The 23,581-nt window shown below is 61.2% G+C and carries 20 protein-coding genes; 7 read left to right on the forward strand and 13 right to left on the reverse strand.

Annotated elements, in window-relative coordinates:
• Positions 1-28 precede the first annotated feature (28 nt).
• Both rlmM and tusA read left to right on the forward strand, forming a co-directional pair.
• The gene (rlmM, locus tag DOM58_RS02135) at positions 29-1,210 is read left to right on the forward strand and encodes a 23S rRNA (cytidine(2498)-2'-O)-methyltransferase RlmM (RefSeq protein ID WP_110691606.1); all 1,182 of its coding nucleotides are present in this window, start codon (positions 29-31) and stop codon (positions 1,208-1,210) included.
• Positions 1,211-1,248: 38 nt separating this feature from the next.
• Positions 1,249-1,491: a sulfurtransferase TusA gene (gene tusA, locus DOM58_RS02140; protein ID WP_110691607.1), complete on the forward strand. Its 243-nt coding sequence runs from the start codon at positions 1,249-1,251 to the stop codon at positions 1,489-1,491.
• Between the two features lie 21 nt (positions 1,492-1,512).
• Here the strand turns inward: tusA and DOM58_RS02145 are convergent, their stop codons facing one another.
• Both DOM58_RS02145 and DOM58_RS02150 read right to left on the reverse strand, forming a co-directional pair.
• The gene (locus tag DOM58_RS02145) at positions 1,513-2,208 is read right to left on the reverse strand and encodes a hypothetical protein (protein WP_110691608.1); all 696 of its coding nucleotides are present in this window, start codon (positions 2,206-2,208) and stop codon (positions 1,513-1,515) included.
• 93 nt (positions 2,209-2,301) lie between these two features.
• Entirely contained in the window at positions 2,302-3,738 is a 1,437-nt protein-coding gene (locus DOM58_RS02150) for an MATE family efflux transporter (RefSeq protein ID WP_110691609.1), read from the reverse strand.
• A 112-nt stretch (positions 3,739-3,850) separates the two neighbouring features.
• Between DOM58_RS02150 and DOM58_RS02155 the strand changes: the two genes are divergently transcribed.
• A complete protein-coding gene (locus DOM58_RS02155; protein WP_110691610.1) occupies positions 3,851-4,504 on the forward strand; it encodes an elongation factor P hydroxylase in 654 nt (217 codons plus the stop codon).
• Here DOM58_RS02155 and DOM58_RS02160 read toward each other — a convergent pair.
• The gene (locus DOM58_RS02160) at positions 4,461-4,943 is read right to left on the reverse strand and encodes a hypothetical protein (protein WP_075563727.1); all 483 of its coding nucleotides are present in this window, start codon (positions 4,941-4,943) and stop codon (positions 4,461-4,463) included. The genes DOM58_RS02155 and DOM58_RS02160 overlap by 44 nt on opposite strands.
• Entirely contained in the window at positions 4,940-5,815 is an 876-nt protein-coding gene (locus DOM58_RS02165; RefSeq protein ID WP_245392115.1) for a TatD family hydrolase, read from the reverse strand. Before DOM58_RS02165 ends, DOM58_RS02160 begins: the two co-directional genes overlap by 4 nt.
• A 262-nt stretch (positions 5,816-6,077) precedes the next feature.
• Between DOM58_RS02165 and DOM58_RS02170 the strand changes: the two genes are divergently transcribed.
• A complete protein-coding gene (locus DOM58_RS02170) occupies positions 6,078-8,003 on the forward strand; it encodes an ATP-binding cassette domain-containing protein (RefSeq protein WP_110691611.1) in 1,926 nt (641 codons plus the stop codon).
• A 64-nt stretch (positions 8,004-8,067) separates the two neighbouring features.
• Here DOM58_RS02170 and DOM58_RS02175 read toward each other — a convergent pair whose 3' ends face one another.
• Positions 8,068-8,523, reverse strand: a complete 456-nt coding sequence (locus DOM58_RS02175; RefSeq protein WP_075563724.1) for a universal stress protein — start codon at positions 8,521-8,523, stop codon at positions 8,068-8,070.
• A 234-nt stretch (positions 8,524-8,757) separates the two neighbouring features.
• Here DOM58_RS02175 and DOM58_RS02180 point away from each other — a divergent pair, with 234 nt between their 5' ends.
• On the forward strand, positions 8,758-9,279 hold the full coding sequence (locus DOM58_RS02180; protein ID WP_110691612.1) for a preprotein translocase subunit YajC: 522 nt from the start codon (positions 8,758-8,760) through the stop codon (positions 9,277-9,279).
• A gap of 242 nt (positions 9,280-9,521) precedes the next feature.
• On the opposite strand, the gene slyA is transcribed toward DOM58_RS02180, so the two are convergent.
• Together slyA and DOM58_RS02190 are read right to left on the reverse strand one after the other, a co-directional pair.
• Entirely contained in the window at positions 9,522-9,974 is a 453-nt protein-coding gene (gene slyA / locus DOM58_RS02185) for a transcriptional regulator SlyA (protein WP_075563723.1), read from the reverse strand.
• A 77-nt stretch (positions 9,975-10,051) separates the two neighbouring features.
• Positions 10,052-11,188 (reverse strand): DUF5924 family protein, encoded by a 1,137-nt coding sequence (locus tag DOM58_RS02190; RefSeq protein WP_110691613.1) that lies wholly within the window; start codon positions 11,186-11,188, stop codon positions 10,052-10,054.
• A gap of 342 nt (positions 11,189-11,530) precedes the next feature.
• On the opposite strand from DOM58_RS02190, the gene fadB reads away from it, so the two are divergent.
• Together fadB and fadA are read left to right on the forward strand one after the other, a co-directional pair.
• Positions 11,531-13,696 (forward strand): fatty acid oxidation complex subunit alpha FadB, encoded by a 2,166-nt coding sequence (gene fadB / locus DOM58_RS02195; RefSeq protein WP_110691614.1) that lies wholly within the window; start codon positions 11,531-11,533, stop codon positions 13,694-13,696.
• 41 nt (positions 13,697-13,737) lie between these two features.
• Entirely contained in the window at positions 13,738-14,916 is a 1,179-nt protein-coding gene (fadA, locus tag DOM58_RS02200) for an acetyl-CoA C-acyltransferase FadA (protein WP_110691615.1), read from the forward strand.
• Between the two features lie 213 nt (positions 14,917-15,129).
• On the opposite strand, the gene DOM58_RS02205 is transcribed toward fadA, so the two are convergent.
• The 6 genes from DOM58_RS02205 to DOM58_RS02230 all read right to left on the reverse strand — a co-directional run bounded on the left by DOM58_RS02205 (position 15,130) and on the right by DOM58_RS02230 (position 23,528).
• Positions 15,130-16,017 (reverse strand): S66 peptidase family protein, encoded by an 888-nt coding sequence (locus DOM58_RS02205; RefSeq protein WP_110691616.1) that lies wholly within the window; start codon positions 16,015-16,017, stop codon positions 15,130-15,132.
• A gap of 186 nt (positions 16,018-16,203) precedes the next feature.
• Positions 16,204-18,330, reverse strand: a complete 2,127-nt coding sequence (locus DOM58_RS02210) for a putative bifunctional diguanylate cyclase/phosphodiesterase (RefSeq protein WP_188113764.1) — start codon at positions 18,328-18,330, stop codon at positions 16,204-16,206.
• 179 nt (positions 18,331-18,509) lie between these two features.
• Positions 18,510-18,899: an MAPEG family protein gene (locus DOM58_RS02215; protein WP_157957475.1), complete on the reverse strand. Its 390-nt coding sequence runs from the start codon at positions 18,897-18,899 to the stop codon at positions 18,510-18,512.
• Between the two features lie 110 nt (positions 18,900-19,009).
• Complete coding sequence (locus DOM58_RS02220; RefSeq protein ID WP_245392116.1) at positions 19,010-20,443, reverse strand: TolC family protein; 1,434 nt, start codon at positions 20,441-20,443, stop codon at positions 19,010-19,012.
• Positions 20,443-21,780 (reverse strand): HlyD family type I secretion periplasmic adaptor subunit, encoded by a 1,338-nt coding sequence (locus tag DOM58_RS02225; protein ID WP_075563715.1) that lies wholly within the window; start codon positions 21,778-21,780, stop codon positions 20,443-20,445. Before DOM58_RS02225 ends, DOM58_RS02220 begins: the two co-directional genes overlap by 1 nt.
• Positions 21,777-23,528, reverse strand: coding sequence for a type I secretion system permease/ATPase (locus DOM58_RS02230; protein WP_245392117.1), 1,752 nt, complete (start codon positions 23,526-23,528; stop codon positions 21,777-21,779). Before DOM58_RS02230 ends, DOM58_RS02225 begins: the two co-directional genes overlap by 4 nt.
• Between the last annotated feature and the right edge of the window lie 53 nt (positions 23,529-23,581).

A 23,581-nucleotide genomic window follows, 5' to 3' on the forward strand; every position in this document is an offset into this window, starting at 1 on the left:
TGGAGAGTCCCGGAGTGCCGGCCCACGGATGGCCGCCCCAATCATCGTCAGGCATCTATCCGAAACCCCAGCCAACAGGCTGGGGTTTTTTTATATCGGTTTTTCAATAGATGAATGCCAGCACAGCGAGGCGATTGTGAATCAAGTGCCCAACGAATGGCTGTTATATTGTCGAGCGGGTTTCGAGCCCGACCTGGCTGCTGAAGTCAGTGCGCGCGCGCACGAAGTGGATCAGTCTGGTGAAGTCGTGGCGGCTGATCCTGATAGCGGCTTCGTTCGCTGGCAGAGCGACGAATCCCAACCGGCTAATGGCATTCATCGTGCACTACCTTTGATGTCACTGGTCTTCGCGCGGCAATCGTTAGTGGCATTCGCGCCACTACATCTTTCGCGTGATGATCGCATTTCCGCGATCGTCGCACAGGTCAACGAGAGTGGCTGGAATTTCGAATCGATCTGGCACGAAACGCCCGACACCAATGACGGCAAGAGTCTGGGGCGTCTGGCCAAATCCCTGAGTCGCCCTCTGGAAAGCGCTCTGAAGCGAGGTGGCGGTTTGCGCCGTAAGGCCGGTGGCCGTCGGCTACATCTTTTTTGGCTATCTGGTGACTCGGTTCAGATCGGAATGAGTTTTCCGGGTAATCGCAGCGAACATCCGGGCGGCGTACTGCGTCTTCGTCATCCCCATGATGCTCCTAGCCGCTCGACGCTGAAGCTCGAGGAGGCGTGGCATACTTTCGTACCCAAGGATGCCTGGGACTCACGCCTGCACAATGGCATGCAGGCCGTGGACCTGGGTGCCGCACCGGGTGGCTGGACTTATCAGTTGGTGCGTCGAGGAATGTTCGTCTACGCCATCGATAACGGACCCATGGCGCCGGCATTGATGGCGACGGGTCAAGTCGAACATCTGCGTGAGGATGGCTTCGTCTGGGAGCCACCTTATCGCCTGGACTGGCTGGTCTGTGACATCGTCGACAAACCCATGCGCGTGATCGACATGGTCGAGCGGTGGCTGATCAAGCGCTGGTGCCGTGAAGCGATCTTCAATCTGAAGTTGCCGATGAAGAAGCGCTGGGAAGAGGTAAGACGTTGCCTGACGCGACTCGAGGTGACGCTGAAGGCGCATGGCGTGGCGGCTACCATTGCCTGTCGTCATCTGTATCATGATCGTGAAGAAGTTACCGTCCATGTTCGTCTGGATGGATAGACAGAACGGATCAAGACGATGGATTGTGCGAGGCTACCATGAACGATACTGCAACCCCGCAGGGCGAGACCCTGGATACTCGCGGGCTCTATTGCCCGGAGCCGATCATGCTGATGCACAACAAGGTTCGTGACATGGCCGCCGGCGATATCCTGAATGTCATCGCGACGGATCCTGCTACCACACGCGATATCCCCCAGTTCTGCCATTTCCTGGGTCACGAGTTGATCGAGCAGACTCAGGAGGGCGCGGAGTACCGCTATCGCATCCAGTTAGGATGAAATAGCGGCTGTCCGTCGGGATCAATTACCCGTTGCGACCATCAGCGCCAGCGCCTCGAGAGTATCCGGATCTTCGTTTCGGATTCCATTGGCGATATTGCGCTGAAAGAAGTAAAGCGTGCGGTGTCGGCTGCGCCCAGGGTAGAGACAGTCGTCGCCGGCCAGAACCGGCAGTGTCGTGACCTGAGCGTCATCGACCAGCATCGCATCGACGTTGCCGTTGCTGTAGAGATACCAGCCGAAGATCTGCTTGAGCTGCCAGGGCCGGCCGTCTTCGTCCATACAGAGCGCGTGAGTGCCCTGGGTCTCAGGCAACTGCTGCGTCAACGAGATGTCCTCAGTCTCTTCATAATCGAAGTACGCCGCCGCGTGTTCCAGCTCGGCGATCTTGTGCTCGGGGGCATCATGGAATATTTCATGAGTCTCGGGATCCCGATAGCCTACGAAGTGACCGTATTCAGGATCGTCCAGCTCATGACAGGGCGCCAACGACTCCATCCACGGCACCAGGCCGACGACCTCGTTATCCTCACGCAAACCCCACGCCAGCAATGGCATGCCATAGAGCGTATCGGGGTCCGAGCCGAGATAGTAAAGCATTTCCAGACCATCGAGTTCGGGCGATAGCCGGACCAACCGCTTCCTGGCTCTCAGCCGGTGCCTCATGGTTTCCAGATCAATGATCTGCGCAGATCGAGGGGAAAGTGGGACGCCCATGACTACCCTCCTGGTCGGCATTGTCTCGGCTTGAGGCCTGCTGCCAGTATTAGCATAGCCACAAAGGACCTGTTAAGCCCTCGGGCGATCTCATTAGTGATAATTTGCGCTTTTTGCCTGGCAGCGCCGACTGACGCGCCAGAGCCGCCAGGCCAGAAGCGTTGCCGCTGATGTCAGACCGGCGTTGAGGCCGATCCAGTATCCATAGATGCCGAGGGCGTCGAACATGCCGTCCAGGCCGCGGCCGATTAGATGGCCGCAGCCCAGGCCAACGAACCAGTAAGAAAAAAGCGTGATCCCCATGACCACGCGGGTGTCCTTGTAACCCCGTAGAGCGCCAGCGAGATTGACCTGAAGCGAATCCGAAATCTGGAACAGCATCGCCAGTAGAATTAACGACATCGCCAGGGTCTGGACCTCAATATTCCCCGTATAGAGTGTTACGACGGGCTTCGCCAATAGCCAGATCAGCGCGCTATTGAGCAGGGCCAGGACAAAACCCACGCCGGTACCGTTCCAGGCAACGAAACGGGCTTCGGCAAGATTGCCGGCGCCCAGTCGGTTGCTCACTCGAACGGTCAGCGCCATGCTCAGCGACAGCGGCAGCATGAACAGGATCGAAGTCACATTGAGTGCAATCTGGTGGGCGGCTACCGTGATTTCGCCGAGATAGGCGACGAGCAGGGTGATCACGGTGAACAGCGTGACTTCGAAGAAAATGGCCAGGCCAATCGGCAGACCGATATACGTGAGCTCGGCAATATCTCGCCAGCGCGGCGGCGTCGGTGCTTCCCACAGCACCACCGGCGCGTAGGCGCGGCTGCGAGTCGTGTACCAGACCATGCCCAGGCACATGGCCCACATCGAGACGGCGGTTGCGATCCCGCAGCCAAACGCACCCAGGGCGGGCAGCTGCTGCAGGAAGAGAGGCGTCTCGCTGCCAAACAGGCCGACCAGGCCGGGACCGCCATAGATCAACAGGAAATTGCCGGGGATATTGACCGCAAGGCCCACCAAGCTCATCCACAGCGAAGGCCGGGTGTGGTGCATGCCGTCGGAGAACGCCCGGAGGGCCTGGTAGAACGCGACGGCCGGAATCCCGAAGGCCACTGCCTTGAGATAGTCGGTTGCGAGGCTCGCGACCTCGGCCGGAATCTCCATCAATTGAAAAATGGCCTTGGCCCCCAGCGTCATCGCCAGAGCACTGAGACAGCCCAGGACCAGCGCGACCCACAGCGCTTGATGAACCTTGCCGCGGACTTGATCGAAGCGTCCGGCGCCCGCTTGCTGGGCCACGATGGGCGTGACGCCCATGAGGGTGCCCGTCATCAACAGCATCAGCGGTACCCACAGACTGGCACCGACGGAAACCGCCGCCAGATCGGTGGCGCTCGCTCGACCGGACATGATGACGTCCGACGCGCTCATGCCGGCCTGTGCCAATTGCGCACCGCAGATCGGCAGGGCCAGGCGCACCAGGCTACGGGTTTCTACCCGGCAGCGGTGAAGCCGGTTGGCGGTCGACGACATGAAGCGCTCCTTGACCGAACGGACAGGGCGGCGATTCTAGCAGGAGTCGAGAGCCGGCGCTCGGCGAGACCCCTGAACTTACGTATACTCCGTCGCATTTTCGGAGATGTTGATGACTCACGATATCGAAGACCTAATTGCCCTGTTCGACGGCGTGTTCGCGCCCAGCTATCGCACGCGGCTGGTTATCGGTGGCGACGAACCTATCTACCTGCCGGCCGATGCCGAACACGCGTTTCACCGCATCGTGTTTGCCCACGGCTTTTTCGCCAGTGCGCTGCACGAGGTCAGCCACTGGTGTATTGCCGGCGAGTCACGTCGGCAGCAGGAGGATTATGGCTACTGGTATGAACCGGACGGACGAGACGCCGGGCGTCAGGCGGATTTCGAACGTGTCGAAATTGCGCCTCAGGCACTCGAGTCGCTATTCAGCGAGGCCTGTGGCAAGCCGTTTCAGGTCAGCGTCGACAATCTCGATGGTGTCGAGGTGGACCGCCGAGCATTCAGCGTGAAAGTGGCCGCGCGCGCGAGGCGCTATCGCAGCGAAGGCATACCATTGCGAGCGCAGGCGCTCATCGACGCGCTGGAGGTTTTCTACGCGACAGAGGGTGATTCGACAAAGGGTGGTGTGACAAAGGGCGATGCGACAGAAGGTGATTCGACAGGCCAAGCACTCGAGAAAGCCGTCGCCGCCGGGCGGCGACGGCTCGAGGCGGGTAGCGCTACTCGTCCTGCTGCACGAGCCGCTGATGTAGATACAGCATGACCTGAACTTCATGCTCCGGACGCATGGGCTCGAGACCCATTTCGCCGAAGAGCTCGCTGCGGGCGCGGGACCATTCGCCGGCATCGAGCTCGGGATAGAGATTCGCCGCCGGGGCCAACTCCACGAATGGATCGACGCCGAAGTCATCGAACATCAACGACAGCGCCGCTTCATCGTCCTGAACGCCGGCGGTGTAGAGCGTCTCGCTGAAGTGATCGTTTTCCAGCTCTCGGATAACGTCCAGCGGACTGATTCCGAGATGGCGGAGCTCGTCGAGATCATAACCGCCGAGCGACAGCAGCTCATCTTTCAGCCATTCGTCGTCAGGCTGAATCAGGGTGTTCTTGATCTGGCCGTTGGGCAGCGCCCAGGCGATGGCCAATGGCAGCGAATTGTCGCCGCCCGTTTCTATTGCGATGAATCCCGGATAGTCCGTCATTTGCCAGCGTCCTCCTCGAGCCGAAAGAAACGCTTGGCCGTGAGCGTGGTTTGTTGTGCCAGCTCGGCTTCGCTTTCGCCGCGCCAGTAAGCCAGTTCTCTCACTATCCAAGGTAGCAGAGCCGGCTCGTGGCGGCGTCCCTTGATTTTCGCCGGCAGATTTCTTGGCAGCAGGTAGGGGCAGTCGGTTTCCACCATCAAACGCTCGACGGGGATATCTGCGACGAATTCGCGAAGATGATGGCCTCGGCGTTCGTCGCTCAGCCAGCCGGTCTGGCCGATGTGCAGATCCAGGTCCAGGTAGCCGTGAAGCGTTGCGCGATCACCGGTGAAACAGTGCACGACGGCGTCGCTCAGTCGATCGCGCCACTCGTGCAGCATCTCCAGCATCCGGCGCCCCGCGTCACGCTCATGCAGAAACACGGGCAAGCCGGTTTCCGCTGCCAGAGCCAGTTGCGCTTCCAAGGCGCGCTCCTGATCCGCGCGAGGTGAAAAGTCACGATGAAAATCGAGCCCGCATTCCCCCACGGCGACCACGACTTTCTGCTGGTGCAGTTCGCGCATGGCATGTTCCAGATCCAGGTTCCAGTCGGATGCATGGTGAGGATGCAGACCGGCCGTCGCATGTAGACTCGCAAACCGCGTCGCCAGTTCGGCTGCCCGTGTCGCCCCTTCGAGATCGGCGCCGGTAACCACCAGGGACCGGACGTTGGCATCTGCCGCCCGAGCCAGCGTGGCTTCGAGATCCTGGGCAAAGCTTTCATGGGTCAGATTGGCGCCGATGTCCACCAGCGGTGCCGGCGATGTGATGCGCAGCGCCTCCGGTAGAGGAGAGTCGCCGTGAATAGATTCGTGCTGGGGCGTGTCGCTCACGCGGCACTCCTTTCATTCGAGGAAAAAAGTCGGAGCACATTGTAAAGCGCCGAAGCGTCGGGGCGAAGCGCAGTCCAATCCATTTCGGCGAGAGTGGGCTGACAAGGTACAATGCCGCACAGGAAACACGTTCGGCTCGACAATGGTTCGACAGGATCAGTGTCCACAATATCCAGTGTCGCCAAGACACGTGTCAGCACGGTACAGGTTCTGCACGCCATACCGTCAGTTATTTCGAAGACTCACGAACGCGAGGTCCTACGTGGCTCTGCTACGCCTTGAACAACTGCAACTCGCCTACGGGCATCATACGCTTTTCGACGGCGCCGATCTGGTGATCGAGAAGGGCGAGCGCCTGGCGCTGGTCGGGCGCAACGGCACCGGCAAGTCGACCTTGATGAAATTGATCGCGGGCGAAAATCAGGCCGACGATGGCCATATCTGGCGGGCCCCGGGGCTCAAGATTGGTGTCCTCGAGCAGACGCTGCCGGACGCGGATGAGGCAACGATCTTCGAAGTCGTTGCTCAGGGGCTTCCCGAGACCGGGGCGCTGCTGGCCGAGTATCATCGCCTGGTAGCGTCGGCCGATCCCGACATGCGACGTCTGGAGACGCTGCAGACACGGCTGGAATCGCAGGATGGCTGGTCGTTCCACCAACGTATCGATACGGTGCTGACCCGGCTGGGGCTGCCCGCCGACGCGATGATGAGTGGTTTGTCCGGCGGCTGGCGTCGGCGAGTGGCGCTGGCGAGGGCCATGGTTGCCGGCCCCGACCTGTTGCTACTTGATGAGCCGACCAACCATCTCGATATCGACACCATCACCTGGCTCGAAGAGCAGCTGCTGGCGTTCGATGGTGCCGTGCTGTTCATTACTCACGACCGTGCCTTTCTCTCCAAGCTGGCGACGGCGATCCTCGAACTCGACCGCGGACGCCTGGGCCGCTATCCCGGCGATTATCCGACCTATCAGGCGCAGAAGGCCCATGAACTCGAGGTCGAAGCGCGTGAGCGTGCCGAGTTCGACAAGAAACTGGCCCAGGAAGAGACCTGGATCCGGCAGGGCATCAAGGCCCGCCGGACGCGTAACGAAGGGCGCGTGCGAGCGCTGGAGAAGATGCGCAGTGAACGCTCCCAGCGACGCGAGCGCCAGGGCAAGGCCTCGTTCCAGGTGGACGGCGGCGAGCGTAGCGGCAAGCGCGTCGTCGAGCTGAAAGACGTCACGCAGTACTACGCGGACGCCTGCATCATCCGTGATCTCTCCCTGGAGATTCAGCGCGGCGATCGTATCGGTCTGATCGGGCGCAATGGCGCCGGCAAGACCACACTGCTCAAAATTCTGCTGGGAGAACTCGCGCCGAGTGAAGGCAGCGTGCAGATGGGGACCAATCTTTCGGTCGCCTATTTCGACCAGCTACGCGCCGGGCTCGAGTTGAACAAGAGCGTCTACGACAACGTGGCCCAGGGCAGCGACAAGGTCACCGTTGCGGGCAAGGACAAGCACGTCATCAGCTATCTGCAGGATTTCCTGTTCACGCCCGAACGCGCCCGCCAGCCGGTCAAGGCGCTGTCCGGCGGCGAGTCCAATCGCTTGCTGCTGGCCAAACTGTTCACGCAACCCGCCAATGTGCTGGTACTCGATGAGCCGACCAACGATCTCGACGTAGAGACTCTGGAGCTGCTGGAAGAGCTGCTGATCGATTTCGAGGGCACCTTGCTGCTGGTCTCGCATGACCGGGCATTCATGGACAACGTGGTCACCGACGTACTGGCGTTCGAGGGTGACGGCATCGTCCGGAGCTACGTCGGCGGATATACCGACTGGGTGCGGCAGGGTGGACGCTTGCCGCCTGCGCCATGGGAGTTGGCCGAAGCGCGCAAGGCACAGGAAAAACTGGCCGAACGGCAGGCGGCATCGACCCAGCCAGCGAAGAACGATGTCGACAAGCGCCGTCAGAAGCTGTCCTACAAGCTGCAGCGTGAGCTGGATACGTTACCGGCGACGATCGAGTCGCTGGAAAGCCAGATCGCAACCTACGAAAGTCAGATGGGCGCGCCGGATTTCTATCAACAGGACAGCGAGACCGTCGCCGCTGCGATCGACGCGTTGTCGGAAACCCAAGCCAAGCTGGACCGGGCGATGGAGCGCTGGATGGAGCTGGAGGCAATGGCCGAAGGCGAGGGTTAGCATCCGCGAGGTCGTCGCTGGCTTCCTGTCCTTCCCAAGGCGGACAGGAAGCCAGCTTGAGGGGTTATTCCTCGGTCTCTCCGTCCTTGCCGACGCGAACCGCCAGGACATCGCACTCGGCACCATGCAGCACGCCGGTCGAGGTCGATCCCAGCAGCAGGGCAAAGCCGTGCCGACCATGAGAGCCGACGACGATCAGGTCGACATTCTGGTCCTTGGCGAAACGCTGAATTTCGGTATCCGGCATTCCCACCACGATATGCTGGTCTTCACGGGGGATATCGTAAGGGTCGGAAATATCGGCCAGTCGCTGTGTCGCATGTTCGTCGAGCTGGTCCTGGATGCTCGTAAGATCCATCGGGATATCTCCGCCGTAAGCGAACCCGAGGGGCTCCAGCGTATGGATGATCGAGAGCTTGGCCTGGTTCCGACGTGCGATGGGAATCGCCCGCTCCAGGACCTTGTGCGAATCCTTGGTCAGATCCACGGCAACCAGCACGTGATGGTATTCGTTGCTCATCGGGTAATCCCCCGTTCGGCGAATGAACATGGATAACTGTAAGCGCGCCTCATGAACGGCACAACGCTCTTTTCATCAACGGCCTGCGGTCAGGCGCGCCACGATCATCAACCATGCATCTTCACGACGCAACGCAATGTAACCGTCAATCGGTAGAATAAAGGTTCATACCTTGGTCGTAATGCAGGGCTCTCAGACGGCAGAGCCTTCGGCCGCAAAAGGAGTAGAGACACTATGGCGTTGCTGGGTTTTCTGTCGGTGGCAGTACTGTTGATCCTGTCACCGATGGTGTGGTTACGCCCCAGTCGGTGCGAAGCAACCCGCGGGCAGCTGCGGCGCTACGTCAAGGCCAATGGCGGCGAGCTGAACTTCACCAAGGCGCCGATGGCGATGCCGAACATCGCGCTGATGGGGTATCGGCTGCGCTATCCCGGTACGGCGTCGGGCAGCGATTTCACCCTGGTCCGCAATGAAGTCGCCAGTGGAGCGCTGGAAGCGGCGACGGACCAGTGGCGCTGGCGGCAGGCCCCGTTGCCGTCTCTGGATGCCGAACGGCGGGAAGCTCTCGAGCAGTGGCTGGATCGCTTGCCGGCAGACGCTTTGATCGTCGAGTCGGGCAAGCATACGCTGTGCGTCTGGTGGCAGGAGGCAATGGGCCTCGAGCGTTTCCAGCAGGATTGGGCAAGCTGGCTCGCCATGCGCGATACGCTGGCCGGGAGTGGCAGACGTGCAGAAGTGCCTGTCAGTCCGCGTTGAGTGTCAGGGCTCTCGAGAAACCCTGAGGCGGGGAGCGTCCTGAAAGGGCAGCGGGCGCCCTTTAGGGGGCGAGTCGCGATCCAGGCGGCAATCGCGGTGGAGGTACAGGTCGCGTTGAGGAACGACGAGTTCGTTGCAGGCATTCCGCACCACCCTCCCTGGGGTGCGTGAGTGCCGCACGAGAGCGCCGTATGTAAGTGGCGTGCGTAAGAATAACCACTGAAGCACGAACCTGGCCGTGATCAGCTGGCCTTGGCTTGCTCGCTCTGGCGCTGAAGGTCCATACCATTTCGCTCGATGCGATCCAGCATGCTTTCGAAGGTATCGATTTCCTGCTGCGTGAACCCGCCGAGCATCTCTTCGCGGACTTCATTGACGATTTCCTCGATCTTCTCGAGCAAGGGCGTCGCATCGTTGGTCAGATGCAGCCGTTTGGTGCGCCGATCCTCGGCGCAGGGGCGGCGCTCGATCAGATTCTGCTCGGCGAGCTGATCCAATGTACGGACCAGCGAGGGCGCTTCGACGCCGATGGCTCGCGCCAGGTCGCACTGCGCCTGCCCCCCGCCCATGTTTCGCAGGTTCCAGAGCGTCACCCAGCGCGTCTGGGTCAACCCCAGCGGCGCCAAGCGTTCATCGATGACAGCGCGCCAGAGTCGTGGCAGGCGTGCCAGTTTAAAGCCGATATGCTGTGCCATAGCGGATTACCTGAATCGTGAACGTCCTAACATTCTCCAAAGCGGCGCAGGATAATGCAAGCCGCAATGATTGGCGATTAGTCGCCCTTTTCTTTACCGCTTCCTAATAGATGGCGAATATTCCATCCCGGAATGCCCGGTGGGCGCTGGATATTGCCGTCCGCCAGCGTGGCACTGGCGTCATCGGAAACGGTAAAACGGATGCTTCCGATACGCTGGCCAGTCTGCGTCACCACGTCCACCTGCCAGCGTCCCGCCACTTCGCCGGAGAAATTCTGCTTGTGAGTCCAGGCGCGGTAGCCCTCATCACGACCGCCACGGATGACCAGCGCAATACGTTCCACCACTGCGTCGTCATGGCGCCATACGTGATAGATCTTTTCGCGCAGCCCACGCGGCGCGCGAATGGCGGTGTAGACGAAGAGCCCGCGAGACTCGAGTGCCTGCGGTGTCAGCGTCATGCTCCCCCTTGGCTGACGTGCCGCGGTGTCGAAGCTCGGCGAAAGCGCGCTCCCGGACAACCATAGCGTGGCCGGCGGAATCCAGGTTCGTGCACTCCAGGCAGTCCCGCCCAGCACCATCAGCAGACCGATCATCGCCAGCCAGCGGGTGATGCCGGCAGGTTTCAACAGACCGATGACACTGGGCAGGCTGAAGAACATCATGGCCAGTATCGACAGGATCAGACTTTCGCCGGTGGTCAGGCTCAGCATGATCGGTAGTGTCACCAGCATGACCACGAAGACGCACAGCGCATGGAGCAGGAAGTAGAGCCAGCGGTGACGGTTGGATAACCCGAAATACACGGGATCCAGGATTGCCAGGATCGAGCAGGCGATGAGCAGCCCGGTAAACAGCGCTTGGCCGCTCGTCCAGATGGTGGTGGCGAGAAAGAACGGCAGGCAGAAGAACAGCGTCTCCTGGTGGACCATCTGGGCGATGAAGGTTGCCGCCGCCCGAGGCAGAGCGACATTTCGGCCTCGCCGCGACAACCATTTGCTGGCGATACTTTCGACGATCAACAAAACCCAGGTCAGCACCAGCCCCAGCGCCAGTACGCCACCCAGCCACTGCTGTCGATTGACCAGAAAGAAGCCCAGCAGACCCAGTACGAAGGCGATCGGTGGCCAGAGCCAGTGATAGCGGCGCAAGCGTGCGACGGTGGGCTCGAGCCAAGCGAGTTTCGCAGGAATCGCGGGGTGCTTCTCGGCCACGGGCCAGGCTCCTTACGTGAAAGACGAAATTGCGTGAAAGACGAAATTGCGTGAAAGACGAGAGACCGTAAAACAGCGTAATGATCGCCGTGTCTCCAGTCATCGAATCGCGGCCATTCTAGCGGTGAAGCGCCGCTCTGCGCGACGCCAACAAGCCGGCTCGGTCGCGATGGTGGGTTTACGCTGGCGGGAACAGCGCTGGCAGTGCAGGATCGAGACTTTGGTTGAGCTTGACGAGACCCCGGTAGCCCCGCAAGCTCTGCCATATTCAAACAGTCGTATGATTCGTCCCGCCGGAGTCATCGCGGGGCGTTCTTTGTAGCCATGGCACGGAGACCCCCCATGCTCTATCAAGGCGATGCCATTCGGGTCGAGCGACAGGACGACGATCTTGCGCTCCTGACGCTCGACCTCAAGGATGAAGCGATCAACAAGCTTTCCGCTTCGGTCATCGGTGAATTGTCGAGCGCCATCGAGACATTGGAAAATGAGACCGGCCTCAAGGGGCTGATCATTGCCAGTGCCAAGGACGTGTTCATTGTCGGTGCCGATATCACCGAGTTCCACGCCATGTTCGCCAAGGATGAAGCGTACCTGATCGACATGAACATGCGCATTCACGCGCTCTTCAACCGCATCGAGGATCTGCCGTTCCCCACCGTTACCGCGCTCAATGGACTGGCGCTCGGCGGCGGCTGCGAGCTCAGTCTGAGCACGGATTTTCGCGTGATGGCGGACAGCGCTCAGATCGGGCTGCCGGAGACCAAGCTGGGGATCGTGCCGGGCTGGGGCGGTTGCGTCAGGTTGCCGCGCCTGATCGGTGCCGACAACGCCATCGAATGGATTGCCGGGGGTACCCAGAACGATGCCGAGACGGCCTTCAAGGTCGGTGCCGTCGACGCCGTGGTACCGCAGCAGACGCTGGTGGCGGCCGCCCGCGACATGCTCAACAAGGCCAACGCCGGAGATTTCGACTATCGTGCCCGCCGGGTCGAGAAGGGCTCTCCGCTGAAGCTCAACGCCGTCGAGCAGATGATGGCGTTCGAAACGGCCAAGGGTTACGTGGCTGGCAAGGCAGGGCCGCATTATCCGGCGCCGATCGAAGCCATCCGCGTCATTCAGAAAGGCGCGGGCGAAGGGCGCGAGCGTGCCCAGGCGATCGAAGCTCAGGCTTTCGCCAAGCTTGCCAAGACCGACGTCTGCTACAATCTGGTCGGTCTGTTCCTGAACGATCAGGCGGTCAAGAAGAAAGCCAAGCAGTACGAGAAGGATGGTAAGCCGGTCGAGCAGACCGCGGTGCTGGGAGCCGGCATCATGGGCGGGGGTATCGCCTACCAGAGCGCCTACAAGGGCACCCCGATTCTGATGAAGGACATCAAGTCGGAGGCGATCGAGCTGGGCTTGAAGGAAGCCCGCAAACTGCTGACCAAGCAGCTCGAGCGCGGCAAGCTCAGCCAGACGAAAATGGCGGAAGTGCTCGGCAACATTCGTCCGACCCTCTCCTATGGCGATTTCGGCCAGGTCGATCTGGTGGTCGAAGCCGTGGTCGAGAACCCCAAAATCAAGGGAGCGGTGCTCAGCGAAGTCGAAGCCAACGTCGCTGATGACACCATCCTGGCATCCAACACCTCGACGATCTCCATCGATCGGCTGGCGGCCAATCTCAAACGGCCCGAGAATTTCTGCGGGATGCACTTCTTCAACCCGGTGCACAGGATGCCGCTGGTCGAGGTCATTCGTGGCACCCGGACATCCGATGCCGCGGTCGCCGCGACCGTCGCCTACGCCCGCCAGATGGGCAAGACGCCGATCGTGGTCAACGACTGCCCGGGCTTTCTGGTCAATCGTGTCCTGTTTCCCTACTTCGGCGGGTTCAGCGGCCTGGTCGAACATGGCGTCGACTTCGAGCGTGCCGACAGGCTGATGGAGCGCTTCGGCTGGCCGATGGGCCCGGCGTACCTGCTCGATGTGGTGGGCATCGACACGGCCGTTCACGCCAGTGAAGTGATGGCGGAAGGCTTCCCCGATCGGATGGCCCATGACGGCAAGTCAGCCATTCAGATCATGCTCGACAACCAGCGCCTCGGTCAGAAGAACGGCAAGGGCTTTTACGTCTACGAAGAAGACAAGAAGGGCAAGCCGAAGAAGGTTCATGATGACCAGGCGCACCGGCTGGTGGCGGAAGTCGTCCGCGAGACGCGTGAGCTGTCCGACGACGAGATCATCGCGCGGATGATGGTGCCGCTTTGCATGGAGACGGTTCGCTGCCTGGAGGATGGCATCGTCGGTTCGCCGGCCGAGGCCGACATGGCGTTGATCTACGGCATCGGTTTTCCGCCGTTCCGTGGCGGCGCGCTGCGCTACATCGACGCCATGGGCGTGGCCGAATTCGTGGCAGTGGCCGAGCGGCTTTCCGGCGAACTGGGGGCGCTGTATGCGCCGACGGCGCGACTCAAGGAGATGGCGACCAGCGGCGAGCGCTTTTATCCCGACGCCAGCGATCGCTGAATCCACCACCTTTTCATATCCAGGTCAGCGGAGTCACAGACATGAGTTTGAATGCCAGAGATGCCGTGGTGGTCGATGCCGTACGCTCCCCCATGGCCAAAGCCAGAAACGGCGCCTTCCGCCACGTGCGTGCCGAGAATCTCTCCGCCGCCGTGATGCAGGCGCTGTTTACACGTAACGAGAAGCTCGATCCCGCAGGCGTCGACGATATCCTCTGGGGATGCGTCAATCAGACCCTGGAACAGTCGATGAACATCGCGCGTAATGCGGCCATTCTAACCGGCATTCCGCGTTCGGTTCCGGCACAGACCATCAATCGTCTGTGTGGATCGTCGATGAGTGCGCTGCATATCGCGGTGGCCAACATCCGCGCCGACATGGGCGATTGCTACCTGATCGGCGGCGTCGAGCACATGGAACACGTGCCGATGACTCACGGCGTCGACGTCAACCCGGCGGCCAGCAAGAGCGCGGCCAAGGCCGCGATGATGATGGGCCTGACCGCGGAGCTGCTGGGCAAGATGCATGGCGTGACCCGCGAACAGCAGGATCAGTTCGGACTACGCTCTCATCAACGTGCCAGCGAAGCCAACCGTCTGGGCTACTTCGACAACGAGATCGTGCCGATCGAAGGCCACGATCAGCAGGGCTACCGGGCTCTGATCAAGCATGACGAGGTCGTGCGCGAGGATGCCACGCTCGAGCAGATGGCCTCGCTCAAGCCGGCTTTCGATCCCAGGAACGGAACGGTCACCGCAGGCACTTCTTCGGCGCTGTCGGTAGGCGCTTCGGCGCTGATGGTGATGAGCTACGAGCGCGCCAAATCGCTGGGTCTCGAGCCCCTGGCCAAAATCGTGTCGACCGGTGTCGCCGGCTGTGACGCCTCGATAATGGGTTATGGTCCGGTACCGGCGACGCAGAAGGCGTTGGCCAAGGCCGGTCTCAAGATCGGCGATATCCAGACGGTCGAGCTCAACGAGGCTTTCGCGGCGCAGTCGATCCCGGTGTTGAAAGATCTCGAACTGCTCGATCGTATGGACGACGCGGTCAACCTTCATGGCGGTGCGATCGCGCTCGGCCATCCGCTCGGCTGTTCCGGCGCGCGCATCTGTACCACGCTACTCAATGTGATGCGCCAGCAGGACACCAAACTGGGTCTGGCAACGATGTGCATCGGGATGGGGCAGGGTGTGGCGACCGTGTTCGAACGTCTGCCCTGAGAAAAGGGCTGCGCTCGATCATACTGTGTTGAAAATCAACTTAAGGTGCTCATTTACGTCCCGTAAACTCCGCTCTTTCGTTGATTTTCGCCTTGTCTGATCGTCGCTCGCCAATTTTCTTTCAACTTGGTTGAACCGATACCGCCTCGCATTGCGCGAGGCGGCGTTTTTTCGAGCTGATCGCGTCACTTTGGCTGACGTGGCGCGAGAGATTCAGTTCAAGAAATGGAGTCGATTAGCGTCAATGCGTGCCTTCGACCCATAGCGCCAGGGGAGGTTGTCGCGGCCATGGCCGATCGGCAGGCCCGTGTACAGCGGCAAACCCCGGGGGGCCAGCCACGTCTCGAGCAGCGTCTCGATCCGCAGATCACCGTAGGGTATGCAGCCTTCGAACGTGCCGAGGCAGACCGCAGCAGCGTCATCCAGCGCGCCCGAATAGACCAACTGCCACAGGTCGCGCTCCAGTCGATAGAACGGTTCGCCGACATCCTCGAGAATGACGATCGCCCCAGGCGGCGCGCGAAACGCCAACGGGGTACCGGCGACACTGGCCAGCGTCGCCAGATTGCCGCCGACCATGGGCCCCTCGATGGGGGCCGTCTCCAGTGTCGGAGAGACGGATGTCAGCGCCACGCTCTCGGGCGTCTGGCCTCCGAGCAGGGCGAGCAGGGCCTGGAAGTCGCGTTGGCCGGCGGCGCGAAGATCGGCGTCCTCGGCGTTGAGCTTCACTCCCTCTTTCATGACTGGGCCATGGATGGCGGGTAACCCGTGACGATAGCACTGGTCCAGCAGCACGCTCAGGTCGGAGTAGCCGATCAAGGGTTTGCAGGCGAGGCGAGACCAGTCGATTTCGGTGGCCAGATGGGCGCAGCCATAACCTCCGCGAACGGCCCACACCGCATCGGTGTCCGGGTCCGCGTAGGCAGCATAAAGCCCCTGCAGACGGTGAGCCGTATCGCCGGCCAGATAGCGGGTCGGATTCTGCAGCTGTCGGGGGAAGCGGACGTCGATGCCCAGGAGCTGCAAGGCTTGAGCAGCTTGCTCGAGTATCTCGGGGCGGGTAAAGGAGGCTGGGGCGATCAAGCTGAAAGTCAGGGACATGAGGCGTCACGAATCGGCGTCGGAAATGGGGATGCTCGTCACGTTACGTCAGCACAGCTCGCGATGCCATCGCTTCGAGCGCTTCCTTCTGGCTCTGCTTTTATTCGGGTTCTCTGTGACGGCTTTTCAGCGATGCATTTGCGATTGAGGGCCATTGAGGGGCATCGTCCACGAGTCTCTCTGTCGTCAGTCACCGAGTTTGTCGAGCAATTGCTCCAGACTCATCGGGCGCCCCAGCCAATAGCCCTGATACTGCTTCACGCCCAGGGTCTGCAGCAGCTGCCACTGTTCGCCGGTTTCGACGCCTTCGGCGACGGTATCCATGCCGAGCATATCGCACAGCCCGACGATACCTGCCAGCAAATGGCGAGCGCGCGGATCCACTTCGAGATCGCTCATGAAGCTGCGATCGATCTTGATGGTGTCGAAAGGCAGTCGCTTGAGATAGCCCAACGATGAATAACCGGCGCCAAAATCATCCATCGCGACACGGAAGCCCTGACGCCTGAGATGTTCGATTCGGGTTTCCGGGGCATACGTGTTCTCCAGAAAAACGGACTCCGTCACTTCAAGTTCAAGCTGATCGACGCTGATGGCATGACGCCGACAGGCGTCGCAGAGCGTATCGAGCAGGCTATCGTCCATCACATGTAACGCAGAAATATTGACCGCCACCGGCAACGGATTGCCCAATGCGGCGAGACGCGCGGCATACTCGGCAGCCCGATCGATGGCCAGATTGCCCAGCGCAGTGGCCATACCGTTGCGTTCGGCGAGCGGTACGAAGGTATCGGGGGGAACCTGACCATATTCGAGGGTCTTCCAGCGCGCCAATAGTTCGGCGCCGATCATGCGGCTGTGGCTATCGAACTTGGGCTGAACGACGAAATCGAGCGTCCCCTCGGCGATCGCCTCCCGCAGGAGGGAAAGCATCGACATTTGCTCCAGATTGTGATGCTTCAGCTTTTCATGATAAGTGACGATCGCGTTCTTGCCCTGGTCCTTGGCCGCATACATGGCGAGGTCGGCGTGCCTGAGCAATGTCTCGCCGTCACGGCCATTTCGCGGTGCATGGACGATACCGATGCTGGCGGTAACGCTGATCTGATGGCCGCCGATCACCATCGGATGAGACAGCGCTTCGAGTAGGCGCAGCGCGATCCTGTCGACCAGCGGGGTGTCGCTTCCCATGTCGATGATCGCCACGAACTCGTCGCCGCCCCAGCGGGCGACCAGGTCCTTGCTGCGCAGCGTGGCGCGCAGGCGTTTGACCATGATTTTCAGCAGAATATCGCCCGCTTGGTGACCCAGCGAATCATTGATGTGTTTGAATCCATCCAGATCGATGAACAGCAGGGCGAGCCCATCATCGGTCGAGAGTCGGGAAAGCCGTCGATTCAACGTCTGCTGTAGCGTCGCCCGATTGGGCAGTTGGGTCAGGGCGTCGATTCTGGCGAGCTGCTCGAGTTCGCGCTCGGAACGCTTGCGAGCCGAGATGTCCCGTAGCACGGCGATGTAGCGGACCAGGCCGGTCCCATCCAGCGTGAACTGGCTGAGCGTTAGCTCGACCGGAATGGCGGGGGCTCCCTCGATATGAAAGGTGCCCTCATGGTGCTGCAAGCGATCGTTGGCAACCGCCGTTGCAGGATCGCCGTGCAGGACATCGGCCTCGATGTAATGTTGCAAAGTCTGGCCGAGTATCGCGTCGAGAGGCAGCCCGCCGAGCTGGTTGAAGGCATCGTTGGTTTCCAGAATGTGCCACTGTTCGTCCACCACCAGCATGGGGTCACGCGACGCCACGAAGGCGTGAGCCTTGACGCTATCCACGCTGCGCCGGTCGCGCGACTCTTCGATGATTTCCCAGGTGCCGGTGGCGGAGACCGGCAGAGCGTCAACGTCCCGCGCCGTAATCGCGCCTCGAACATGCCATCGGACCGAGGGAGTTCTGGCGTCGGGTTGTATCAGCGTGTCGATTCGATCCTGGTGGCCGTCATTGAGCCGGCGCCACAGCGCGATCAGGCGCCGTCGCTCCGGCGGTGGCGTCGACTTCAGCAATCCCCACGAATCGATGCGCAGATAGTCATCTTCATCTTCGGGCGTCGTCGTCACGCTGCCGAACAGCAAGCTGCGATCGGGCGCGGACCATCGCCAGTAGGACACCTGGGCTGCCATCATGGCTTCCAGAGCCAGTTGCCGATGACTTGTAGGCAAGACCGACAAGTGGCCATCGATCGGTACGGTCACTACCGCCTCTTCGTCGGCGGGATCGGGTTCCTGCGCTGATGCGCTCTCGGATTCGTCGGTACTGGACATGGAATCGGGCCTCGGTCGCGATGGAAAGACAGCAGGCATTCACGAGCGGTGACTCGAAGACCTTTCATCGGCCCGAGGCATCAGAACTTGAAGTCTGCTCTTGCTCAGTCGTCGCCGATAGCCCCCAGGGAGGCGACCACGGGCTCGGCGAACGCCCGTGGCCCACGGTTAGAGGGTCTCTACAGGAACGCCGTGGCAAACAGGCACAGCACCGCGACCAGACTCACGCAAAAGATGGCCGAACGCAGCGTTGCGAGATTCATGGCATAGCAGAGCCCATGTCCAATGCGAGCCAGCACGAAAACGATGCAGGCAACGTCTGCCAGCCAACCGCCACCCGTCGTCGTCTGCACGGCAACGATTCCGGCCGTGAACAGTGCCAGCGCCTCCCAGGCATTGCTCTGTGCCGCCCACAATCGGGCACCTTTACCCTCCATCTGCGCATATTGCTGGCGCGGGTGTTGATTATCCAGATGACCAAATTCCCGGCGCCTGACGCTGCTGCCCCAGAAGGCCAGCCAGAAAGGTAGCAGCGCGGTTATCAGCAGGCACCACAGCGGTAGATTCATTGCCATCCTCTTGATTGCCACTGTCGAACCGGATCGTTCGACATCTTGTCATCAAGGTAGCAGATCACTCTGTGGCTGTACGCGATCGCGAGTGCGACAGCGACGCAGGCTCACCCGGCGCGGTTGGAAGAGGTATGCTCGACGCGAGCCAGGATGGCGGCCACATCCGTCAGTGCCGAGGTATCGAGTTGCCCCACAGCGGCCGCGAGATAAGTGCGATCCTTGAGATAGAGACACAGCGTCTCGATGAAACGGATACGGAGATCGTAGAGCGAGGAGCGAGCGTCGAGAACATCGACCAGGTCTCTCAGACCGAGGGACTCACCGCGAATCGCCGCCTGCAGGAACAAACTGCCGGATTCGACCGAGCGCTGCAGCGCCTCGATCTGGCGAAGGTCGCCCTGCATGCTGAGGAGTCGCTTGCGAACTTCCTGCTGGGCGAGGCGCTGCTCGTTTTCCACCGCTACGGTGCCGGCCATGGCCGTCAGTTCGCCCTGTCGAATGCTGGCGGAGGTGTAGCCGCCCTGATAGATCGGCAGGTTCATCTCGATACTGGCGGTGAGGTCGTTGCTCGTTCTGAGCGCATCGTTGCTGTCGACATCGCTGTAGCCGACGACCAGATTGAGCTCGGGATAGCGCGTGGCGCCGCGGACGTCGGTATCGATCTGCGCCACCCGCTGCTGCTCGGCTGCCAGACGCACCTGGACGTTGTCCTGGGTCTGTGCCAGCCAACTTTCGAGCGGGCGGGCTTCCGGGGCGATGTCCAGCTTCTCCGGGGTGTCGATCAACGCAGGATCAAAGCTCAGCGCGGTGCCGGACAGGCGTTCGAGATCGCTTAGCGCATTGGCGAGATCATTCTCCGCCGAGGTCTGATCGGCTACCGCCTGGTCGAGCCGCGACCGGGATTCCAGCAGATTGATCCGATCGCCGATGCCCAGGTCATAGGCGCGCTGGGCCTGACGCTGCTGCAGTACCAGCGATTCCCGCTGAGCGATCAGCAAGCCCAGTTTGCGAGAGGCCTGATAGGCATCGAGATAGGTTTCCACTACCTTGACCGCCAGATCGCGCTCGGCGACCGCCACCTTCAACGTTGCGGCATCCATCTGAGCATGTGCTTTACCGACCCGTCGCCAGCGTTCCAGACTGAATAGCGGCTGGGTCATTCGCAGCTCCCAACTGGTGTCTCTCGTCTTGCCGGCAACGCGATCGTCGTAGACCTCGTCAGGGTAGTCACCGGGGTTTTTGGTATAGATGTTGTCGGCATCCGTGTAGCGATAGGCGGCAGTGGCGTCGAGCCGAGGGCGCAATCCGGCCTGTGCCATCGGCACCTCCTGAGCCACCGACTGGCTGTCCAGTCGCTGGCTCTGCAGGCCGCTGTCGTAGCTCAACGCTCGGGCGACCAGCTCGGAGAGCGACGGTAACGGGGTCGGCGTGGTGCTATTCGATTCGGGTACCGGCGACGTGATGTCGAGCGGTTGAGCCTGTGCGGTGGCGGTGAGTGCGGCAAGGCAGCCGGTCAGCATCCATCGATGAATCGTCTTCATCATTCTTCTCGCATCGCACGGGCCAGCATGTCGCTGAACGGTTTGAACATGTAGCTGGCAAAGGTGCGATCGCCGGTTTTCAGCATCACTTCCGCAGGCATCCCGGCCAGTAGCTGCATCGACGACGTCATCTTGGAATAGCCTTCGTCGGTGACGCGAATGCGCGCCTTGTAATAGTGGTTGTGGGTAGCCTCGTCTTCGAAGCTGTCCGCCGACACGTTGGCGACTTCGCCCTGAATGACGTTGGAAAGCCGCTGATTGAAGGCGCTGAAGCGAATCTCGGCGGGTTGGCCGGGATGGACGTTATCGATATCGCGATCGGGGATCCGCGCCTCGACGATGAACGCTTCGTTGGCGGGGACGATCTCCATGACGGTATCGCCCGATCGAATGACCGCGCCCTGGGTGTGGATCTGCAGGCCGACGACGGTCCCCGAAACCGGCGCGACGATAGCCGTGCGGTGGACCTGATCGCGCAGAGCGGTGACCCGCTCTTCAGCGTCAGTAACCTGAGACTGAACGTCCTTGAGGTCTTCGCCGACTTCCTGGTGGTACTCCTGCAGGCGAATCTCCTTCTGGAAGCCGTTTTCGCTGATCTGCGAGCGTAACTGGGCCACTTCGGCGCTGTGCTGGGCGTTTTCCCCCTGATACTCGAGGACTTGTCGTTCGAGCTCGCGCAGACGCTGATTGTCGCCCAGGCCCTCCTTGAACAGCGTGCGGTAGTCGCTGGCTTCTCCGGTCAGCGACTTGATCTTGGACTGGTTGACCTGCTGCAGCCTTTCGAGGCCGGCGATCTGTTCCTGCATCTGGCGGGCCTTTTCGTCCAGTGCCGAGAGAGCATCCTTCAGCGACTGGCGACCGACCTGGAATAGCCGCTTCTGGACGTCGACGACCGCTTCCACACGTGGCGATACATTGTTCAGTAACGTATCCGGGAACGTCAGCGTATCGCGGTCGCTCTGTTCCGCCAGCAGTCGCACTTCGCTGGCGAGCGCGATTCGATACTCCGATTCGGCGATCGACAGCTTGGCCAGTGGCTGGGTATCGTCGAGCACGATCAGCGAGTCTCCAGCGCTAACGCTATCGCCGTCCTCGACCAGGATGCGTTTGACGATGCCGCCCTCGAAGTGCTGAACCTTCTTGGTCGAGGTTTCCACCGCCACCGATCCCGAAGCGACTACCGCGACCGCGAGATCAGCGGTGAGCGACCAGAGCACGAAGCCGCCCAGGGCGATCACCAGTATCCCCAGCCCCCACCGACGGCTGGCTCGATCGCTGGTAGGGACCTTGGGCACAGGCGCGCCAAGCGCTATCGGCGCAGAAGAGGAAAGCGTCATGGCGTCGGCGGCTCCGTTGATTGAGGGGGTGGCACGGGTGCGTCTTCCGACTTGCCGCGGGCGCGCATCCGAATCGAATGTACGGGGGACTCCACCGGTCTGAGCGGCGGCTCCGAAGCCTTGGATGCAGACTGGCGGGGAGCACAGGCGACCATGCGTCCCTCCTGCAGCATGAGAACTCGGTCGACATGGTCGAGAATGGCGGTCGCATGGCTGATGATGAAAACGGTCGTGCCCTGGGTCTTGAGCTGGCGCAGACAGTGCAGTAGCGCACGCTCGCCGCTGGCATCGAGGTTGGCATCGGGCTCGTCGAGGACCACCAGAACGGGGTTGCCGTAGAGCGCCCGGGCCAGGCCCAGACGCTGACGCTGACCGCCGGACAGCACGCCACCACTGCCGCTGATCTGGGTGTCGTAGCCCGCCGACTGTCGCAGGATGATGTCGTGGACACCGGCTTTCTGCGCAGCTTCGATGACGCGGTCCGGATCGATGTTGCCGAATCGGGCGATGTTTTCGCTGATACTGCCGTCGAACAGCTCGACGTCCTGAGGCAGATAGCCGATGAAAGGGCCTAGCCGTTCTCGAGCCCACTGGCCGACATCGGTGCCGCCCAGCCGAACGCAGCCTCTCTGGACCGGCCATACGCCCAGGATGACCCGCGCCAGCGTCGACTTGCCCGCTGCACTAGGGCCCACGATGGCGATGTGCTCGCCCGGGTTGCATAGCAGGTCGAGCTCCCACAGCGTCGGCCGACTGTCGCCGGGCGGGGCGGCCGTTACCGCCTCGAGCGCTAGACGACCGACCGGTGGCGGCAGCGGCATGCGCTGCGGTTCCGCGGGTATCGCCGCCAGCAGCGCGTTGAGTCTGGCATAAGCAGTTCGCGCGGCGACGAATCCCTTCCAGCCGCCGATCATCTGGTCGATCGGAGCCAGAGCGCGTCCCATCAGGATAGAACCGGCAATCATCATGCCGCCGGTCAGACTGCCCTCGATAACCAGGAGGGCGCCCAGCCCCAGGATCAGCGACTGAAACATGATTCTCAGGGTTTTCGACAGATTGCTGAGCACGCCGGCACGGTCGCTGGCGTGGGATTGATGCAGCAGGTAGTCATGGTGCTTGATGCGCCAGCGGGCGAGCAGGTTGGGCAACATGCCCATCGCTTGAAGCACTTCGGCATTGCGCAGGTTGCTCTGGGCCAGATCCTGGGACTGGACGTGTTCGCGATTGGCTTCGCCGAGCAGTGACTGCGTGCTCTTCTCGTTGATCCAGGCCAGCACCATCAATATGCAGGCCGCGACAGTGGCGAAGATTCCGAACCAGGGATGGAACAGCGTCAGAATCGCGATGTAGACCGGTATCCATGGCGCATCGAAGAACGCGAACAGGCCGTTGCCACTCAGGAACTGGCGCAGCGTGGTGAGATCGTTGAAGGGCTGAGCCGAGGGTTTGCCGGGTACCTGCAATGCGCGCTTGAAGGTGGCCTGATACAGACGCTCGCTGATCTGCATGTCGAGCCTGTTGCCGACACGCACCAGAATGCGTGAACGGACCAGATCCAACGCGCCCATCACCATGAATAGAAAGACGATGACCAGCGTCAGCATCAGCAGCGTTTCAGAGCTCCGTGTCGTGACGACTCGGTCATACACCTGCAACATGTAGATCGACGGTGCCAGCATCAGCAGATTGATGAACAGGCTGAACAGCAGAATGTATAGAAAAGCCTGGCGGCTGGCTGCTAACGCCAATTGTAAATCTGTTTTATCACTGGGCTTTGCCACGATCTTTTCTCTTCTGGAAT

This window comes from Salinicola halophyticus (assembly GCF_003206695.1).
Classification (GTDB): domain Bacteria; phylum Pseudomonadota; class Gammaproteobacteria; order Pseudomonadales; family Halomonadaceae; genus Salinicola; species Salinicola halophyticus.

Excerpts from the sequence above, each read along its gene's own strand:
- DOM58_RS02150 (WP_110691609.1), bottom strand. The coding sequence starts at position 3,738 with ATGTCGTCGACCGCCAACCGGCTTCACCGCTGCCGGGTAGAAACCCGT.
- DOM58_RS02180 (WP_110691612.1), top strand. The coding sequence starts at position 8,758 with ATGGCGTTGCTGGGTTTTCTGTCGGTGGCAGTACTGTTGATCCTGTCA.
- fadA (WP_110691615.1), top strand. The coding sequence starts at position 13,738 with ATGAGTTTGAATGCCAGAGATGCCGTGGTGGTCGATGCCGTACGCTCC.
- DOM58_RS02155 (WP_110691610.1), top strand. The coding sequence starts at position 3,851 with ATGACTCACGATATCGAAGACCTAATTGCCCTGTTCGACGGCGTGTTC.
- tusA (WP_110691607.1), top strand. The coding sequence starts at position 1,249 with ATGAACGATACTGCAACCCCGCAGGGCGAGACCCTGGATACTCGCGGG.
- DOM58_RS02160 (WP_075563727.1), bottom strand. The coding sequence starts at position 4,943 with ATGACGGACTATCCGGGATTCATCGCAATAGAAACGGGCGGCGACAAT.
- DOM58_RS02205 (WP_110691616.1), bottom strand. The coding sequence starts at position 16,017 with ATGTCCCTGACTTTCAGCTTGATCGCCCCAGCCTCCTTTACCCGCCCC.
- fadB (WP_110691614.1), top strand. The coding sequence starts at position 11,531 with ATGCTCTATCAAGGCGATGCCATTCGGGTCGAGCGACAGGACGACGAT.
- DOM58_RS02145 (WP_110691608.1), bottom strand. The coding sequence starts at position 2,208 with ATGGGCGTCCCACTTTCCCCTCGATCTGCGCAGATCATTGATCTGGAA.
- DOM58_RS02220 (WP_245392116.1), bottom strand. The coding sequence starts at position 20,443 with ATGAAGACGATTCATCGATGGATGCTGACCGGCTGCCTTGCCGCACTC.
- DOM58_RS02215 (WP_157957475.1), bottom strand. The coding sequence starts at position 18,899 with ATGAATCTACCGCTGTGGTGCCTGCTGATAACCGCGCTGCTACCTTTC.
- DOM58_RS02175 (WP_075563724.1), bottom strand. The coding sequence starts at position 8,523 with ATGAGCAACGAATACCATCACGTGCTGGTTGCCGTGGATCTGACCAAG.
- DOM58_RS02210 (WP_188113764.1), bottom strand. The coding sequence starts at position 18,330 with ATGTCCAGTACCGACGAATCCGAGAGCGCATCAGCGCAGGAACCCGAT.
- DOM58_RS02225 (WP_075563715.1), bottom strand. The coding sequence starts at position 21,780 with ATGACGCTTTCCTCTTCTGCGCCGATAGCGCTTGGCGCGCCTGTGCCC.
- slyA (WP_075563723.1), bottom strand. The coding sequence starts at position 9,974 with ATGGCACAGCATATCGGCTTTAAACTGGCACGCCTGCCACGACTCTGG.
- rlmM (WP_110691606.1), top strand. The coding sequence starts at position 29 with ATGGCCGCCCCAATCATCGTCAGGCATCTATCCGAAACCCCAGCCAAC.